Source organism: Halomarina rubra (assembly GCF_023699475.1).
Classification (GTDB): domain Archaea; phylum Halobacteriota; class Halobacteria; order Halobacteriales; family Haloarculaceae; genus Halomarina; species Halomarina rubra.
The window spans coordinates 57,555-73,974 of record NZ_JALXFV010000004.1 but is presented as its reverse complement, the minus strand read 5'-3'; the positions used below and the strand labels follow the sequence as shown (position 1 = coordinate 73,974).

The following is a 16,420-nucleotide window of genomic DNA, read 5'->3' as shown; positions in this document are numbered from 1 at the left end:
GCCTGTAGGGCTATTCGGGTGTAATGAGTGCCGAGCAGTCACCATCCGGGGAAGAACGCGCCGAGACCCAGCCCGATTGGGGGAGTTGGTCGACTGGGCGAGCAGTCGTCTGGAGCAGCGTCGGTGTGGCGCTCATCATCGTCCTCGCTAGCGTCGCGACCGGAGCACTCGCCAGTCCGTTTGGCTTCGTCGAGACAGAGGCCGGCCCGAGTAGCGGCGGTCCGCTCGCCGGCGACAGTGACGCACTCAGCAGTCCCACCGCGATTGCAGGAGAGCCATCCCAGTCCACGACCTGGACCGAGTACGACGCTATCGTCGTCTTCCGGAACGACGACATCCAGCCGTACTACCGACCGGAGACGATGCGAGCCGTCGACCAGGTGTTCATCGAGGAGGGCGTCCCGGTCACGCTCGGCGTCATCCCACAGGTCGGTGAGACGAGTACGATTCTGGAGAGCGACCTCTGTGCGTACCTCCGTGCGAACCAGCGTGCGCACCCAGAGCTGTTCGAGGTCTCGCTGCACGGCTACACCCACGAGCGACGGACCGCGTTCCACGGTGGGAGCGAGTTCGGCGGTCTGGACCCGGACCAGCAACGAGCGTACATCGAGAGCGGGACGCGAACGCTGACCGAGTGTGTCGGCGAGCGACCGACCGCATTCGTGCCCCCAATGGACACGTACGACAAGGCGACTGTCGATGCACTCCGCGACGCTGATTACAGTATCGTCTCCGGTGGGAGTCTGTTCACCAACGACTACTACAACGAAACCGGGCTGTTCGAGCGCGACGGCATCCTCCATGCGCCGAACAACGGTGGCTTCGTGGCGAACTGGACGACCGGGGCATTCTACAATCAGGAAACGCTCGAACAACGCTACGACTGGGCAGTCGAAGACGACGGCCTCTACATCCAGATGCTCCACTACCAGTTCTTCGACACGGACGAGCGTCTCTCGGAGCTCCAGGCGTTCATCCAGTACGTCAAGGCCTCGGGAGAGGTTCGGTTCATGACGCTCGGCGAACTCGGCGAGCGGATGGCTGATGGAAGCGTTCGACAGACCGACGACGGCTGGGAAGTCAAAGAGCCAGTCACCAGTCAGTAGCCGACGATACCCGCTTCAGTCGTCGTCGGCCGTGGCTGGCGCGGGCGCGTCGGCGTTGTGCTCGTTCGCGCGCTCGCGCATGCGCTCGGAGAGTCCGGGGACGTCCGTCTCGGTCACCTCGCCATCGGACTCGATTTCCTCCAGCGAGCGTGGGTACTTCCGCAGGCGGTAGTGGATACCGATGCCCGCCTTCGCACCCTCGCCCATCGCGACTGGAATCTGGTTGTGGCCGGGCGTGAGGTCACCGACCGCCGAGACGCCCTCGACGCTCGTCCGGCCGTGGTCGTCGACGGCGACGGTGCCGTCGTCGTTCAGTTCGACGCCGAGGGCGGTCGCGAGCGAGTTGTTGTAGTTCGACCCGTACATCGGGAAGCCACCGCGGTACTCGCGTCGAGTGCCGTCCTCGAAGACGAACGCTTCGAGCCAGCCGTCCTCGCCCTTCTCGATGGAGTCGACGTCCTCGTGGATCACGTCGACGGGGTGGGCGTCGAGCTGTCTCCCTTTCTCCTCGCTCCACTCCGGTTCGTCGCCGCGAGTGAGCAGGTCGACCTCGTCGGTGAAGTTGAGCATGATCATCGCGACCGTCGCCGCGGCGTCCCCGGTGCCCATCACGAACACCGGCTGGTCGACGAACATGTAGGCGTCACAGTGGAGACACCAGTGGAGGCCACGACCAGTCCGCGGCAGGGGCGGGTCCGGGCGCACGTCGTTGAACCCCGTCGAGAGGACGACGTGGTCGGTCAGCACCTCGGTGTCGCCAGCGGTGACGCGGAACCGGCCGTCGTCGGTTCGCTCGACGTCCGTGACGGTGTCCCGGACGTAGTCCGCGCCGTAGCCCTGAATCTGCTCGACGGCGGTCTGGAGGAACTCGTTGCCGCTGACGTCCTCGGGCACGCCGATGACGTTGTGAGTGTCGAGCATCATCGCCGCGCGCCCGCCACCGCGGTTGACGACCACGGTGTCGTGGCCGAGTCGCGTCGTGTAGAGCGCCGTCGTCAGTCCCGCCGGGCCGCCGCCGACTACCGTCACCTGATACTCGTCGGTCATTGGACGGTCTTCGAGGGCCGGACACATAACGGATTAGTCGGGCGTGCGCTCCTCGCACCACCGCGCGCCACGTCGTAGGGCCGGCCAGTCACCGGACCCGTCGACCGGTCGGTTGAGGCTGTCGGGGTGCTGGCGAAAGGGGTTTCCACGCGGCGACGAATCTTCGTGTATGAGTTTCGACCCCACGCCGTCGCTCAGCGAAGAGGAGGTTCGCGAGACCGTCGAGTCGACCATCGCCGAGAACGACGTCGTCCTGTTCATGAAGGGGACGCCGCTGATGCCCCAGTGTGGCTACTCGCGACGCGCGCTCGGTCTCATCCAACAACACCGCGAGGACGTGGCGACGGTGGACGTGCTGGAGGCACTCGACTACTACCGGGCGGCGCTCGACGAGCAGAGTGGCTGGGAGACCATCCCACAGACGTACGTCGACGGCGAGTTCGTCGGCGGGAGCGACATTCTCGCGGAACTCGACGAACGTGGCGAACTCAGCGCGACCTTGAACGCGTAACCCGACCCCTTGTCGAAGAGTGACAAAAAGGGCAGAAAATATAAGCCTCAAATCCCTAGAGGGAGATGACCAGTTCCGGTCGCGGGGAGGGACTCGCCCCCGGTTAGCTTGCGATACATCCATGACCAGCCACGTATACAGCCTTCACTCGACGCTCGAACTGCCACTCGAAGACGTACACGATTTCTTCGAGGACCCCGACCTGCCCGCAGAGATCGCCGACATCGAGATCACTCGACGGAACAACACGCTCATCGTCAGCGCCGTCGCTGCCGAGGACAACATCAGCAAGTACACCCCGACCGCACAGCTCAAAGCCAGCGTGACGGAGAACCGAATCTACCTCGACGAGGACGAAGACGAGGAGGAGAACTCCGGTCCGTTCAACACCGGCCCCTCGGGCGGCCCGCAGTGGGGCGCGTTCGGCCAGCAAGAAGAGGAGATGGAGCGCCCCTCCGAACTCGTCGAGTACGCCTGCTTCAAAGGCGACCGCGAGACGGTGCTCCAGAACACCGCGCTCCAGTACCCGATGTTCGAGGTGCTCTGTCGCCTCGCCCTGGAGTGTGAGAAGGGCGCGCTGACGGCCATCACCGCTGTCGACGGCACGCTCGAAGCGACTCGCATCGTCGACGGCGAGGAGCGCGCTGCACGCCTTGAAGTCGTCGAGGACCCACGCGAGAACGGTCCCGCCGACGGCGTCAACTGGCGGGACAACAAGTTCATCAGCTAATCCTGCGACCCCTTTCGGTCACCACCCTCCGAGCGACCGGTCTTTCACTCGACGAGCGACGTGCCAGCACCCCGCAAACGCCTCGCAGCGGCTGCGAAACTGTCGCGCTCGCTGGGAGAGGCCACAAGCGGTTTATGGGAAGTAATAATATGTAATTACGAGATGGCAGACGACTTCCCCGACTATCTGGACGTCGACTACACCGACGGCGAAGGCGAGACCCCCGAGGACTACCCGAACCTCGAGGACAAGATCGAGAAGGCGATCGACGTCACGCGCATCGGTCTGGAGGAGTACGAGAACCCCGCCATCATGTGGACCGGTGGGAAGGACTCGACACTCGTCCTCTACTTCGTCAAGGAGGTCGCCGAGAAGTTCGACCTGGAGATGCCCCCGGCTATCTTCATCGACCACTACCAGCACTTCGACGAGCTCCACGACTTCGTCGACCACTGGGCCGAGGAGTGGGACCTCGACGTCGTCTACGCCCAGAACACGGACGTCGGCGAGTACGTCGACGCCAACGGCCTCACGCCGGGCGACGACATTCCCATCGACGACCTCAACGAGCAGAACCAGCACCACGTCCGTAACCTGCTCGAGTACGAGGAGGACAGCTTCCCGTTCCTGCTCGACACGTACGTCGGCAACCACCTGCTGAAGACCGTCGCGCTCAACAACGCGCTCGAAGAGTACGACGTCGACGGCATCCTCTCGGGCATCCGCTGGGACGAACAGGAGGCGCGCGCCGACGAGACGTTCTTCAGTCCCCGTCACGACCCGGACGTCTACCCGCCCCACGACCGCGTTCAACCGATTCTCCAGTTCGACGAGCGTGCCGTCTGGGACGCCTTCTGGAACTTCGTCGTCCCGGAGACCGTCGAGGACTACCCCGCAGGCCACGTCCCCCAGGACTACGACGACCTGCCGAACGACCTCTCCCACGAGGACATCCCGGTCAGCCCGAAGTACTTCGCCGGCTTCCGCTCGCTGGGGAGTGAAGTGTCGACCGACAAGTCCGCCGAGGAACCCGCGTGGCTGCAGGACCTCGAAGGCACCACCGAGCGCGCAGGCCGCGCCCAAGACAAAGAGGACCTGATGGAGCGCCTGCGCGACCTCGGCTACATGTAGTAGCTTTCTCGTCGTCGGGTGCGCTCCGCGCACCACTCCTCGAAAACGCTACGCTATCACCAGAACGCGAAGCGTTCTGGTCAACAGCCGGAAACCTTCGGTTTCCGGTGATAAAGAGGCCGCTCACCCGCTGTCGCTCGTTCGCGGTACGACTGAACGAACGTTCGTTTCTCCGGCACCCGACCGTCTACTCGCGAGGCTCTGCTTCCAATCCGAACGCGTCGCGCAGGTCGTCGGCTATCTGTGCGACCAGTTCGTGTGCGCGGTCGATACCGTTCGCGCCGGGGGCCGTGGCGAAGCCGTGGATCATGTCGTCGTAGTTGTCGTAGCGCACCGGGACGCCGTCAGCGACGAGACGCTCGGCGTAGGCCTTCCCGCCGTCTCGGAGCGGGTCGAACCCGGCCGTGATTATCGTGGCGGGCGCGACCCCCGAGAGGTCCTCGGCCTGGAACGGGTCGGCGTAGGGGTTGCGCAGGTTCAGGTCGCTCCCGAAGTAGCTCTCGCGGAACCACTCCAGGTCCTCTTCGAGCAACACGATGCCCGTGTGCTCCTCGGCGGACGGTCGCTCGCCCGTGATGCCGACGCCGGGGTAGACGAGCGCCTGGTAGTCGACGTCGGGGCCGCCCCGTTCGGCGGCCAACAGCGAGACGACGGCCGCGAGGTTCCCGCCCGCGCTATCACCGACGACGGCGAGACGACCGTCTCCGGAGAGCGTCTCGACGTTGGCTGCGGCCCACTCGGTCGCTGCGTAGGCGTCCTCGACGGCCGCCGGGAAGGGGTGTTCGGGCGCGAGGCGATAGTCGACGCTGACGACGACACACCCGCTCTCGCGAACGAGGTGCCGACAGAACAGGTCGTGACTGCCCAGACTCCCGAGGACGAACCCACCGCCGTGGAAGAACACGACCGTCGGGAACGGCCCGTCGCCGTCGGGACGATAGAGACGGACCGGGAGGTCGCCGGCCGGTCCGGGTATCGTTCGGTCCTCTGTCGACCCGACGACTGGTGGATTGCGGTTCTGGAACCAGTCGGTCACGCGCATGAGCGACCGCAAGAACCGCAGGTTCCGGTCCCGAAGCGGGTACAGCGGGAGACGTTCCTGTCGGTCGAGGTACTCTCGGGCCTGCGGGTGAATCTCGGGGGCTTGCACCGTGGAGCGTTCCGCCGGCCGAGGCATAAACCCTGACGCGGGTGCGATTCACACGCGAACCAGTCACTCTCTCTGTCGTGAGTTGACAACTCATATCGTTGCATCACCGAACGAGGGGTATGACCGACACCACGGCCTACCTGGTGCTGTTGGAGTGCCCGCTCTGTCACCACGGCTACGAACACGAGGACGCACTCAGAGACCACCTGCAGGTCGACCACTCCCGGGAGGACCTCGCGAACTTCGTCGTCAGGGCCGTCGAGGAGCGCGAGTCGGTCGGGTGACCCCGTTCGGTGGGGAGCGAGACCGCGAGGTCGTGACGAGCGCGACGGGGCGTCGACGGGAGACCGACGAGTGCGTGCGACGAGTTACCAAACGCGCCGGAAAGTAGATACGTCGGAACGGTGATTCAATCGGCAATGGCAGAACAGTTCCCAGAGTACCTCTCGCTCGACTACGACGAGGGCCGCGACCAGACCGCCGCCGACTACCCCTCCCTCGAGGACAAACTCGGCAAGGCCATCGAGGTCACGCGCGTCGCCCTCGAACAGTACCGCAATCCCGCCGTGATGTGGACCGGTGGGAAGGACTCGACGCTCGTGCTGTACGTCGTCCTCCAGGTCGCCGAGGAGTACGGCTACGACGTGCCGCCGGTCGTGTTCATCGACCACTACCAGCACTTCGACGAGGTGGTCGAGTTCGTCCACCGCTGGGCCGAGGAGTGGGACCTCGAACTCGTCGTCGCGCGCAACGACGACCCGGTCTTCGAGAGCCACACGCCCGGTGACGACGTCCCGGTCGACTCGCTCACCGAGACCAACCGCCACGAACTCGCCCGCGCGGACCACGACGGCGAGACGTTCCGCTTCGAGGCCGACAGCCTCGGCGGCAACCACCTGCTGAAGACCGTCGCGCTCAACGACGTCGTCAGCGAGTACGGCTTCGACGGCATCTTCTCGGGCGTCCGCTGGGACGAACAGGAAGCGCGCGCCGACGAGACGTTCTTCAGCCCGCGCCACGACTCCGAGAAGTACCCGCCCCACGACCGCGTCCACTCCATCGTCCAGTTCGACGAACGGGCGCTGTGGGACGCGTTCTGGCACTTCATCGTCCCCGACACCGTCGAGGGCTGGCCGGAGGGCCACGTCCCGCAGGACGACGACGACATGCCCGAGGGGTTCACCGCCGAGGACATCCCGGTCAGCCCGAAGTACTTCGAGGGTTTTCGCTCACTGGGCACCGAGAAAGGGTCGGCGAAGTCCGCCGACGCCCCCGCGTGGCTCCAGGACCTCGAAGGTACCACCGAGCGCCAGGGACGCGCCCAGGACAAGGAGAACCTCATGGCCAGGTTGCGCGACCTCGGCTACATGTAGCCGGACCTTCTTACACCCCAGGTGCGCTTCGCGTACCACTCGGCCCAATAAGCGACGACGAAAAGGCCGCTCGTTCGCGTAGCGCTCACTCGCGGCACGACACGTAGGGATAGTGCCGATTAAAACTCCCTCGACGAAGGCACTCAGCGCATCGCGCGGTACTCGCCGTGTTTGACGCCGAGAAGCAGAAACACGAGTCCGCCGACGACCATCGACGGGAGGACCATCATCAGGATGGTCGACTGCTCCATCGGTGTCGCGAACAGTGCGAGTGCCCCGACTGCGATCAACAGGATGAAAATCGCGACGGTTCTGGTGGCGTCGAACTCCATGCTCACGGTAGGGGAGCCCGGAGAATAAGCCCGTGGGTCCCGGTTTCGACCGCCTCGATCACGCCTCGGTCGACTTCGACCCGGGTTTGGGTCGGATGACGTCGGCGAGGGTGACGAGCAGGCCGAGCAACCACCCGACCGGGACGGCGATGGCGAACCACATGGCGACGTACGCGCCGCCTTCGAGGCTGAACGCCGAACGGAGGTAGGCGTTGACGTCACCGACGACCAGCACGTTGTCGAGCAGCCAGACGGCGAACGACTCGCTGCCGGTCAGCACCGACGCCGCGAGCGTCGGCGAGTACAGCGCCGCGACCACCGGCGGGAGGAACAGCGCGTTCATCGCCGCGGGGTACGCGAGGACGACCGTCGTGGCTCGTCCGCCGACCTTCGTGAACAGCGCGGCGAGACCCGCGCTGACGACGGCGACGACGCTGGCGGCCGCGACGGCCGTGAACGCCTCCGTGGGGAACTGTGACTGGACCCAGACGAACGCCGTCAGCGCCCCCCAGACGACGGCCGTGAGACCGACGACACCGACCGCACCGAGTCGCGTCGCCGTCGAGTCGAGACGCCGAACGAAGAATCGCGTCGCGAACCCGAACAGCAAGAAGGGGTAGGTGACGAGCAGCGCGAGCGCACCGAGGAGTCCCCAGACGTAGAAAGCGCCCTGTTTCAGCGCTCCGTCGGGTCGCCACCGCCCGACGACGCTGTGTGTCTGTTGAACTCGCGGGAAGACGACTGCCATCCAGTGTTCGTGGAGTTGCGAGACGTCCGCCCGGACGCCGCTGACCACCCCGTACTGCTCGCGCTCGACGACCATGCCCACCCTGAGAAGGCAGGTTACGTGAAAGTTCCGTCTACGAGTATTCCCGCAGTGAAAACAACACGACGACGGCGAGTGGAGACCTCGAACGGCGGGTGCGGCCGGCTTACCAGTTGTCCGGGCCGAACGAGGGGTCGACCTGTCGCTCCTCGCGGTCGATGTCGTCGATGGCCGCGATGTCCTCGGCGTCAAGGTCGAGCGCGATGGACTCGAAGTTGTCCCGGATGTGTTCGGGGCCGGTCGCCTTCGGGATGGTCGTCACGCCCTTCTCGCGGAGCCACGCGAGGCTCACCTGCGCGGGCGTCACGTCGTGTTTCGCCGCGATGTCCTGGAGCTCTTCGACGTCCATCACCTTCCCGCGGGCGAGCGGCGAGTACGCGACGAGTTCGATGCCCTCCGCGTCGGCGTACGAGCGCAGTTCCTCCTGCTGGAGCAGCGGGTGCATCTCGACCTGGTTGGCGAAAATCGTCCCCTCGGTCGCCTCCATCGCGCGTTCGAGGTGGTGGGGTTCGAAGTTGCTCACGCCGATGCGGTCGACCGCGTCGTCCTCAACGAGTCGCTCCATCGCACCGAGCGTGTCCTCGGGGTCGTAGTCGCCGGCCGGCCAGTGGACGTACAGCAGGTCGACCGTGTCGACGCCCAGTTTGTGCAGCGACTTCTGGGTGGAGTCGACGACGTCGTCGCGGCTCAGGTTGTCGATCCACACCTTCGTCGCGAGGAAGATGTCCTCGCGGTCGACGTGGGAGTTCTCGATGCCCCGACCGACGGCCTCCTCGTTGCCGTAGGCCTGTGCGGTGTCGATGTGTCGGTAGCCCTGACCCAGCGCCGTCTCGACCGATTCGGCACACTGGTCCAGGTCGTCGTTCTCCCACGTTCCGAGGCCCAACACGGGCATGTTCTGTGCTCGCGGCACGTCCTCCGGAGAGAGCGACGGCTGTTGGCTCATGCAGTGTTTCTGACGAGCGTCCACTGATTAGGGGTTGCGGAAGGCACCACCCCTTGCCACCTTTTATCTACGGGTGGGGCGGCAAATCCCCCCCCCAGGGTAAAAGCTGGACCATCACCGAAAGCCGGCGGCTTTCGGTTAGCAGCCAGAAAACGGAGATTTCTGGCGGCAAAAGGATTCCCTCACCCCTTCGCTACGCTCAAGGGTTCAGTCATCCCGCTCACTCGCTGTGCTCGTTCGCGGTACGACCCACGGACATACCGCACAGCCTGCCGGGGTTGTTAGAGACGTGCCGCGAGTCTAACACCGTATCAACTCCCAGATTGAGTGTGTTTCGTCTATAGGCGGGCAGTACACTGAGGGGTTATCGAACAGGTCGGTTCGGTCATCCGGTATCTGACTCGGGGCCGTCGACGGATACGGCAGGCGGGCCGGAGCCAACGAAGCTGATGGCGATTACCCAGTCAGCGGCAGTCGGGTTCACTACTCGCCGAATCGTGTGTGGTGGAACGTACACGAAGTCACCGGCATCAAGTTCGACCGACTCTCGACCTCCTGGTCCGTACTCCAGAATGGCGTGGCCCGCCACGACATAGCCGTACACGTGCCTGTCGCCGTTGTGATGCCATCCGGTCGTGACTCCACCGGAGACCCGCGACTGAACCACGATGGTGTCCTCGGTTTCGAACACTTCCTCTCGTGAAACGTCGCTTGCCTCGTCTGGCGCTCTCAAACTGGCTTGTGTAACGACTGAAACTTCGTCCATAGCAGTGGCCCAGCCACTCATCCACCGACAACGAAATAACATTTCTGCCAGAAATGGAGCTAGTGGATGTGCGCTGTGTATGAGCACAATGAAGCCGACCAACCACTGCTCGTTGCCCTCTGGCTGATACACCCACGCTCTCTGTCTAACAATACCGGCAATCGATGTGACGCCTATTCGTTCCGACCGACAGTGGTGATTTCGGAATAGGTCACACTGAAGCTCTGGCCGAGATCGAGGAGGTCGGCAATCTCTCGCTTCTGCTCGGTAGTGAAGTCGTCACGTGCCAGGAGTTCCTCGACGGCCCTCGCGAGTCGTGGAATGTCCTCGCAGGCATTCACCACGCTCGCGGTCTTGTTCTGGTCGTAGAACCGGGCGGTCTGCTCGATCGCCTCCTTCCGATGGGCGTAGTCACCGTCAGTGCGAATACGCATACTCGTACACACGACCCCTGAATCCTAGTTCTATCGGTGTCACTCAAATCAGAACAGTATATAAAGAACGGCGGAAAGGGCAGGGTCACCTGATACTCAGGCGGTCCGTCCGTCCCATTCGTGGACACAGGTGGTTGGTTCGTGCACACAAGAAGATACCCCTCCTGTGCATATCGAGGGAAGCAAACTTCTCGCGACGTAACTCCGAGTGGTCGCCGCCAAGGCAGTCTTGCCGGTATTGATAGACCCGTGCCGCGTGTGTATCGCTCGAAATCAATCCCGGAGTGGTCACTACCACTTCTGGGAACCAGTAGCTGTATGGCCGAGGAACCACCGTTCCGCATATGTCTCTCAGGAGGGAACTGGGAATCGTCCCGCTGTTACTTGGGGTGATACTCGCGGGCGGGCAAGTCGGCTCACTGTGGGGCTCTCCTACGATAGCAGACGGGGCCATTGTTACTGGAGGGTGTGCGGGGATTCTCGTTGGAGTCGCCCTTCTCGCTGGGTGGGGCGAATTCAGTGCTGGCGCGAACTCTCTGAGACAATCACTCATCGTTCCATTCGCTTGGATTGCGCTTCTCAGCACCGTGGCGGGCTTCTTCCTGCTCGGTGTATCGTATGTGTTCGATTTGCCCTATTGGGTCGGATGAGTCACCAAGTGTCGGTCAAGATGGTGATTGACCCACGCTCTCTATCTAACAGCTGAGTCAGCTGCTTCTTGCACGAAAATAATTGACTCGGCGTCCGCGTGAGTAACACGAGCGCGGTTCACCGCGAGACGCGCGAAGCGCGTCGAGCGGCCTTTTTCATCGACGTTCGTCAGAGCGGAGCTCTGACGCGCACACCAGAACGCTTCGCGTTCTGGGGACGTTTTTCGAGGAGGGCGAGATGGCGCTGCCGTCTCGCTTCCCCACGGGCGACCCCCGAGTCGCCCGTGGAGAGTGGTCGCGCGAAGCGCGACCCGACGATGAAGAAGGTCGCTTAGTAGAACTCGCGAACCAGGTCCATCGCGTTGTCGGGCGCGCCGTCGGGAATCTGGGACATGTCCTCGGTGAAGCCCATGCGCTCACCGTACGGGACGGAGTCCTCGTCCTGGTAGATGACGCCCTGGTACTCCTTCTCGGAGTCGAGGATGACCTCTTTGGCCTGGTCGTAGTCGGTGTTGTCGTAGTCCTCGTCGTCCGCGAGGTCGACGAGCGAGTCGCGGAAGTAGTCGTAGGTGTCGACGTCGTTGAACGTGACACACGGCGAGTAGACGTTGACGTAGCCGAAGCCGTCGTGCTCGATGGCCTCCTGGACGATCTGGGCGTGTCGCTGGGCGTCCGAGGAGAACGACTGGGCGATGAACGTCGCCCCCGAGGCGAGCGCCAGCGCGAGCGGGTTGACCGGCTGCTGGTGGGTGCCGTCGGGGCTGGTCGAGGTCTCGAAGTCCTCGCGGCTGGTCGGGGAGAACTGCCCCTTCGTCAGCCCGTAGATGCGGTTGTCCATGACGCAGTACGTCATGTCGACGTTGCGGCGGACGGCGTGGACGAAGTGACCCGCACCGATGGAGTAGCCGTCACCGTCACCGCCGGCGACCATCACTTCGAGGTTCGGGTTGGCCGTCTTCACGCCGATGCCGACCGGCAGGGCGCGACCGTGGACGCCGTGCAACGCGTAGCTGTGCATGTACGTCCCGATCTTGCCCGAACAGCCGATACCGGCCACGACGAACGTGTTGTCGGGGTCGTTGCCCGTGTTCGCCAGCGCCTTCATCATGCCGTTCATCGTCCCGAAGTCACCGCAGCCGGGACACCACGTCGGTTGCTTGTCGCTCTTGAAGTCAGTGAATCGAACGTCGGAACTCATGCGGTCACCTCCGCGCTCTCGCCGAGCGCTTGCTTGATTTCTTCGGCCAGTTCGTCGGCCTTGAAGCGGACACCGTTGTACTTGTTGACGCGCGTGACACGGGTGAGCGTGTCGTGTTCGACGACGTCGGCGAACTGCCCCGTCGCGTTACACTCGACGACGATGACCTCGTCTGCGGCCTCGACCTCCTCGGTGAGGTCCGGACGCGGGAACATGTACGGGACGGAGATGAACCGGACGTTCACGCCGTCCTCTTCGAGGAACTCCATCGCCTCGCGCATCGGCCCCTCGTTCGAGCCCCACGAGATGACGAGCTTCTCGGAGTCGGCATCGCCGAACTCGCGGTAGTCCCAGTCCTCCTGCTCTCGCGCCGTCTCGACCTTCCGGGTCCGTTTGTCGACCTGTTCGAGGCGGACCTCCTCCTCCTCGGTCCGGCGACCGAGGGCGTCGTGTTCGAGACCGGTCGTCATGTGTGCGCCGCCGGCCTGGCCGGGGAACGCACGCGGGGAGACGCCGTCCTCGGTGGCGAGGTGGGGCTGGAACTGGCCCTTCTCGTTCTGCCACTCGTCGATGGCGTCGTCGGCGACGACCTTGCCGCGGTCGACCTCGACGGCGTCCATGTCGAACTCCTCGGGCGGGAACGTCTGTTCGGTGACCGCCATCGCGAGGTCGGCGACGAGGTAGACGGGCGTCTGGTACTTCTCGGCGTAGTTGAACGCCTCGACGGTCTTCCAGAAGCACTCCGAGACCGTCGTCGGCGCGACCACGAAGCGTGGAATCTCGCCGTGGCCACCGTACAGGAGCATGTTCAGGTCGCCCTGTTCCTGCTTGGTCGGCATCCCGGTCGAGGGGCCCGAGCGCATCACGTCGACGATGACCAGCGGGGTCTCCGTGGTCGCGACGAGACCGAACGTCTCGGTCATCAGGTCGATACCCGGCCCGGAGGTCGCGGTCATCGAACGGGCACCGGCGCGCGCCGCGCCGAGCGCCATGTTGATGGCCGACAGTTCGTCCTCGGCCTGGACGACGCCGCCGCCGTACTCCTCGATGCGGCCCGTCAGGTACTCCATCACGTTCGTCGCGGGGGTGATGGGGTAGCCGGCGTAGAAGCGACAGCCAGCGGCGAGGGCACCCATGCCGATGGCCTCGTCGCCGTTGAGCAGGACGTAGTCCTCGTCGGTCGTGTCGAGGTCGTAGTCGGTGTCGAGGTCGAAGTGCTCCTCGACGTACTCCTGGCCAAGTCGGGCGGCCTTCTTGTTGTTCTCGACGATGGACTCGCCTTTCGCGCCGAAGCGCTTGTTGAGCGACTCGTCGAGGAATGCGACGTCGAAGTTCGTCGCCTCACACGCCGCGCCGAGCGCGACGATGTTGCGCATGATGGCACCGCCCGCGTCTTCCGCGAGCGATTTGAGGGGGACGTCGAGGCCGACCATCTCGTCGGGAATCTCGAGGTCCTGCATCGTGGTGCGCTCGCCGTCGTAGATAATGACCGAGCCCTCGTGGAGCTCGTCCATGTTCTCCTCGACGGTGCGCTGAGTCAGCGCGATGAGGATGTCTAGTCGGTCGACGACGCTCTCGACGCGGTCGACACTCGTGCGAATCTTGTAGGCGGTGTACCCGCCGCGGATTCGGGAGGCGAAGTCCTTCGAGGTGAAGACGTGGCGACCAGCACGCGACAACGCCTGGGCGAAGATCTTCCCAGTCGAGTCGATACCATCGCCAGCCTCCCCGCCGATGGCCCAGTTGAGGTCCGCAGGCATACGTACCGCGAGGCTACCCCGCGACACCGCAAAAGAGTTCTGAATAGCGAACGCACACGTCCACTTTCTCGGACCGACACACCTTCGAACCGGACGAACGCACAGGAGGCATGGACCAGACCGAGACCACCGTGGTCGCCGTTCACTCCGTCGGAACCGACGCCGTCGCCCTCGAACTCGCCACCCCCGAGGGTTTCAGCGCCCTCCCCGGCCAGTTCGTCCGCCTCGGCGTCGAGGTCGACGGCGAGGTCGAGTCGCGCTTCTACACCCTCTCCTCGCCCGACGCCGACGACACCCTCGAAGTCACGCTCACCTACGACCCCGAGAGCGTCGTCGGCAAGCGTCTCGCCGGCCTCGAAGTCGAGGACACCGTCACCGTCGCCGGGCCGTTCGGCGACGCCCACTACGACGGCGAACCGCACGCGCTCGTCCTCGCGGGCGGGCCGGGCGTCGGTGCGGCCGTCGGCATCGCCGAACGTGCGCTCTCCGAGGGCAACGACGCGACCGTCGTCTACCGCGACGACGACCCGCTCCACGAGTCTCGACTGTCGACACTCTCGGAGGCGGGCGCGACGGTCACCCTCGTCTCGACCGACGAGAATCTGACGCGCGCGCTCGCCGAAACCGCGGGCGACGAGCAGGCGTTCGTCTACGGCTTCGCCGACTTCGTCGAGCAGGCGACCGAGGCGCTCGCCGAACACGGTTTCGACACCGACGCCGCGAAGGTCGAGTCGTTCGGCCCCGCCCCGGAGTAAGCGTCGAGCGAGCGCCCGGACGTACCCTTTTGACGACCGTCGGTGAACGGGGAACCATGGCGCTCAGTACCCGTTTCACCGAGATGGTGGGGGTGACCCACCCCGTCGTCCAGGCCCCTGTCGGGAGCGTCACCTGCCCGGAACTCGCCGCGGCGGTCTCGTCGGCGGGCGGCCTCGGGAGTCTCGCCGTGACGTGGCGCTCGCCGGAGGCCGCGGAACGCGCGATAGCAGAGACCGCCGCCCTGACCGACGAACCGTTCGCCGTCAACCTCGTCCTCGACGACGCGACGACGCGGTACCCGACCGACGACCACCTCGCTGTGTGTCTCGACGCCGGTGTCTCGGTCGTCGCGTTCTCGTTCGGCGACCCCACACCGTACGTCGAGCGCGTCCACGACGCCGACGCGCTCGCGGTCGCGATGGTCGGAACCCCCGAGGACGCCCGTGCGGCCGCCGAGGCCGGGGTCGACACCGTCGTCGCGCAGGGCGCGGAGGCTGGCGGCCACCTCGACAGCGAGAGTTCGACGATGGCGCTCGTCCCGCAGGTTGTCGACGCGGTCGACGTCCCGGTGCTCGCCGCGGGCGGCATCACGGACGGTCGAGGCGTGGCTGCTGCGCTCGCGCTCGGTGCGGACGGCGCGTACCTCGGGACGCGGTTCGTCGCGACGGCCGAAGCGGCGAGCCACCCCGTCTACCGCGACCGACTGCTGGCCGCGGACGGCGACGAGACGGTCCGAACGGACTGCTTCGACGGTGGGTGGCCCGGACGGGACCACCGGGTGCTCCGGAACTCGACCGTCGAGACGTGGGAGCGGGCCGGTCGGCCGGCCCCGGGAACGCGTCCGAACGAGGGCGAGTTCGTCGCCCGAGTCGGCGAGTACGAGATCGAACGCTACGACGACGACCCGCCGACGCCCACGACCGAGGGCGACGTCGAGGCGATGGCTCTGTACGCCGGACAGGGGGTCGGCGGAATCCAGGACGTCCCGCCGGCCGGAACGGTCGTCGAAGCACTCGCCGCGGACGCCGAGGCGACCCTCGGCCGACTTTCGAGCGAGTGAAGTACCGTCGATAGCTCTGCTGAGAACCCCATGGCCCACATCAACCGCGAGACGGTCGAGCGCCGTCACGAGCGACTGCTGGAGGAGTACGGCACGGACGGTGTCGAACTCGTTGAGAAACGCTGGGAGTCCCCACCGGAGGAGTTCGAGGAGTTCGCCGACCTGTCCAGGGCGGGCTACGTCGGCGGCGGCTACTGCTGGGTCACGCGCACCGCCGAGCAGTTCGCCGCGCTCACCGAGTCGATGCCCGAGAGCGCAGCGCCCGACCCCGACGAGGAGCGCGCGCTCATGATTCTCAACCGCGACCTCCACTCGTGGGGCGTCGCCGGTGGCGGCCGAGAGGCCGACGAGACGTTCGAGGAGGCTGCCGTCCGCGAGGTTCGCGAAGAGACCGGCGTCGACTGCGAGGTGACGGACCTGTTCCGTGTCGAGCACGCGACGCGACGGTGTACGGCCCCCGACGACGACCGGGTGTGTCACATGCTGTTCGTCTTCTTCGACGCCGACTACGCGGGCGGTGAGATACGAGTGCAACCGGGTGAACTACACGGTGCGGCGTGGTTCCGCGACGCTCCTAGTCGAGTCGACGACGCCGCCCAGAAGCGAGCCGAGGAGTGGTTCGACGAACGGTAGCGCCGGTTCGG

The 16,420-nt window shown here is 65.2% G+C and carries 18 protein-coding genes; 9 read left to right on the top strand and 9 right to left on the bottom strand.

Annotated features, from left to right (window positions below; translation table 11 throughout):
- Positions 1-23: 23 nt before the first annotated feature.
- A complete protein-coding gene (locus M1L36_RS09690; RefSeq protein ID WP_250873535.1) occupies positions 24-1,106 on the top strand; it encodes a DUF2334 domain-containing protein in 1,083 nt (360 codons plus the stop codon).
- 15 nt (positions 1,107-1,121) lie between these two features.
- Here the strand turns inward: M1L36_RS09690 and M1L36_RS09685 are convergent, their stop codons facing one another.
- Positions 1,122-2,153 carry an NAD(P)/FAD-dependent oxidoreductase gene (locus M1L36_RS09685; RefSeq protein WP_250873534.1) on the bottom strand — a complete coding sequence of 344 codons (1,032 nt, stop codon included), beginning with the start codon at positions 2,151-2,153 and terminating at the stop codon, positions 1,122-1,124.
- A gap of 169 nt (positions 2,154-2,322) precedes the next feature.
- Here M1L36_RS09685 and M1L36_RS09680 point away from each other — a divergent pair, with 169 nt between their 5' ends.
- The 3 genes from M1L36_RS09680 to M1L36_RS09670 all read left to right on the top strand — a co-directional run bounded on the left by M1L36_RS09680 (position 2,323) and on the right by M1L36_RS09670 (position 4,525).
- The gene (locus tag M1L36_RS09680; RefSeq protein ID WP_250873533.1) at positions 2,323-2,664 is read left to right on the top strand and encodes a glutaredoxin family protein; all 342 of its coding nucleotides are present in this window, start codon (positions 2,323-2,325) and stop codon (positions 2,662-2,664) included.
- A 121-nt stretch (positions 2,665-2,785) separates the two neighbouring features.
- A complete protein-coding gene (locus tag M1L36_RS09675) occupies positions 2,786-3,394 on the top strand; it encodes a DUF7110 family protein (RefSeq protein WP_250873532.1) in 609 nt (202 codons plus the stop codon).
- 162 nt (positions 3,395-3,556) lie between these two features.
- A complete protein-coding gene (locus M1L36_RS09670) occupies positions 3,557-4,525 on the top strand; it encodes a phosphoadenosine phosphosulfate reductase family protein (RefSeq protein WP_250873531.1) in 969 nt (322 codons plus the stop codon).
- 187 nt (positions 4,526-4,712) lie between these two features.
- Here the strand turns inward: M1L36_RS09670 and lipP1 are convergent, their stop codons facing one another.
- Positions 4,713-5,675 carry a LipP1 family hormone-sensitive lipase gene (gene lipP1, locus M1L36_RS09665; RefSeq protein WP_250873530.1) on the bottom strand — a complete coding sequence of 321 codons (963 nt, stop codon included), beginning with the start codon at positions 5,673-5,675 and terminating at the stop codon, positions 4,713-4,715.
- A gap of 119 nt (positions 5,676-5,794) precedes the next feature.
- On the opposite strand from lipP1, the gene M1L36_RS09660 reads away from it, so the two are divergent.
- Positions 5,795-5,959 (top strand): hypothetical protein, encoded by a 165-nt coding sequence (locus tag M1L36_RS09660; protein WP_250873529.1) that lies wholly within the window; start codon positions 5,795-5,797, stop codon positions 5,957-5,959.
- 135 nt (positions 5,960-6,094) lie between these two features.
- Positions 6,095-7,048, top strand: a complete 954-nt coding sequence (locus M1L36_RS09655; RefSeq protein WP_250873528.1) for a phosphoadenosine phosphosulfate reductase family protein — start codon at positions 6,095-6,097, stop codon at positions 7,046-7,048.
- 143 nt (positions 7,049-7,191) lie between these two features.
- Here the strand turns inward: M1L36_RS09655 and M1L36_RS09650 are convergent, their stop codons facing one another.
- The 7 genes from M1L36_RS09650 to M1L36_RS09620 all read right to left on the bottom strand — a co-directional run bounded on the left by M1L36_RS09650 (position 7,192) and on the right by M1L36_RS09620 (position 13,960).
- A complete protein-coding gene (locus M1L36_RS09650; RefSeq protein WP_250873527.1) occupies positions 7,192-7,380 on the bottom strand; it encodes a DUF7333 family protein in 189 nt (62 codons plus the stop codon).
- Positions 7,381-7,438: 58 nt separating this feature from the next.
- The gene (locus M1L36_RS09645; protein WP_250873526.1) at positions 7,439-8,203 is read right to left on the bottom strand and encodes a hypothetical protein; all 765 of its coding nucleotides are present in this window, start codon (positions 8,201-8,203) and stop codon (positions 7,439-7,441) included.
- 109 nt (positions 8,204-8,312) lie between these two features.
- Positions 8,313-9,152 carry an aldo/keto reductase gene (locus tag M1L36_RS09640; RefSeq protein WP_250873525.1) on the bottom strand — a complete coding sequence of 280 codons (840 nt, stop codon included), beginning with the start codon at positions 9,150-9,152 and terminating at the stop codon, positions 8,313-8,315.
- A gap of 385 nt (positions 9,153-9,537) precedes the next feature.
- The gene (locus M1L36_RS09635; protein ID WP_250873524.1) at positions 9,538-9,918 is read right to left on the bottom strand and encodes a cupin domain-containing protein; all 381 of its coding nucleotides are present in this window, start codon (positions 9,916-9,918) and stop codon (positions 9,538-9,540) included.
- 173 nt (positions 9,919-10,091) lie between these two features.
- On the bottom strand, positions 10,092-10,352 hold the full coding sequence (locus M1L36_RS09630; RefSeq protein WP_250873523.1) for a DUF7692 domain-containing protein: 261 nt from the start codon (positions 10,350-10,352) through the stop codon (positions 10,092-10,094).
- A gap of 981 nt (positions 10,353-11,333) precedes the next feature.
- Positions 11,334-12,200, bottom strand: a complete 867-nt coding sequence (locus tag M1L36_RS09625; RefSeq protein WP_250873522.1) for a 2-oxoacid:ferredoxin oxidoreductase subunit beta — start codon at positions 12,198-12,200, stop codon at positions 11,334-11,336.
- On the bottom strand, positions 12,197-13,960 hold the full coding sequence (locus M1L36_RS09620; protein ID WP_250873521.1) for a 2-oxoacid:acceptor oxidoreductase subunit alpha: 1,764 nt from the start codon (positions 13,958-13,960) through the stop codon (positions 12,197-12,199). The genes M1L36_RS09625 and M1L36_RS09620 overlap by 4 nt, the downstream gene beginning before the upstream one ends.
- A 110-nt stretch (positions 13,961-14,070) precedes the next feature.
- On the opposite strand from M1L36_RS09620, the gene M1L36_RS09615 reads away from it, so the two are divergent.
- From M1L36_RS09615 to M1L36_RS09605, 3 genes are read left to right on the top strand one after another with little or no spacing between them, the layout of a single operon-like run.
- Entirely contained in the window at positions 14,071-14,715 is a 645-nt protein-coding gene (locus M1L36_RS09615; protein ID WP_250873520.1) for a ferredoxin--NADP reductase, read from the top strand.
- A 56-nt stretch (positions 14,716-14,771) separates the two neighbouring features.
- On the top strand, positions 14,772-15,776 hold the full coding sequence (locus M1L36_RS09610; protein WP_250873519.1) for an NAD(P)H-dependent flavin oxidoreductase: 1,005 nt from the start codon (positions 14,772-14,774) through the stop codon (positions 15,774-15,776).
- A 30-nt stretch (positions 15,777-15,806) separates the two neighbouring features.
- Positions 15,807-16,409 carry an NUDIX hydrolase gene (locus M1L36_RS09605; protein WP_250873518.1) on the top strand — a complete coding sequence of 201 codons (603 nt, stop codon included), beginning with the start codon at positions 15,807-15,809 and terminating at the stop codon, positions 16,407-16,409.
- The last annotated feature ends 11 nt before the right edge of the window (positions 16,410-16,420 follow it).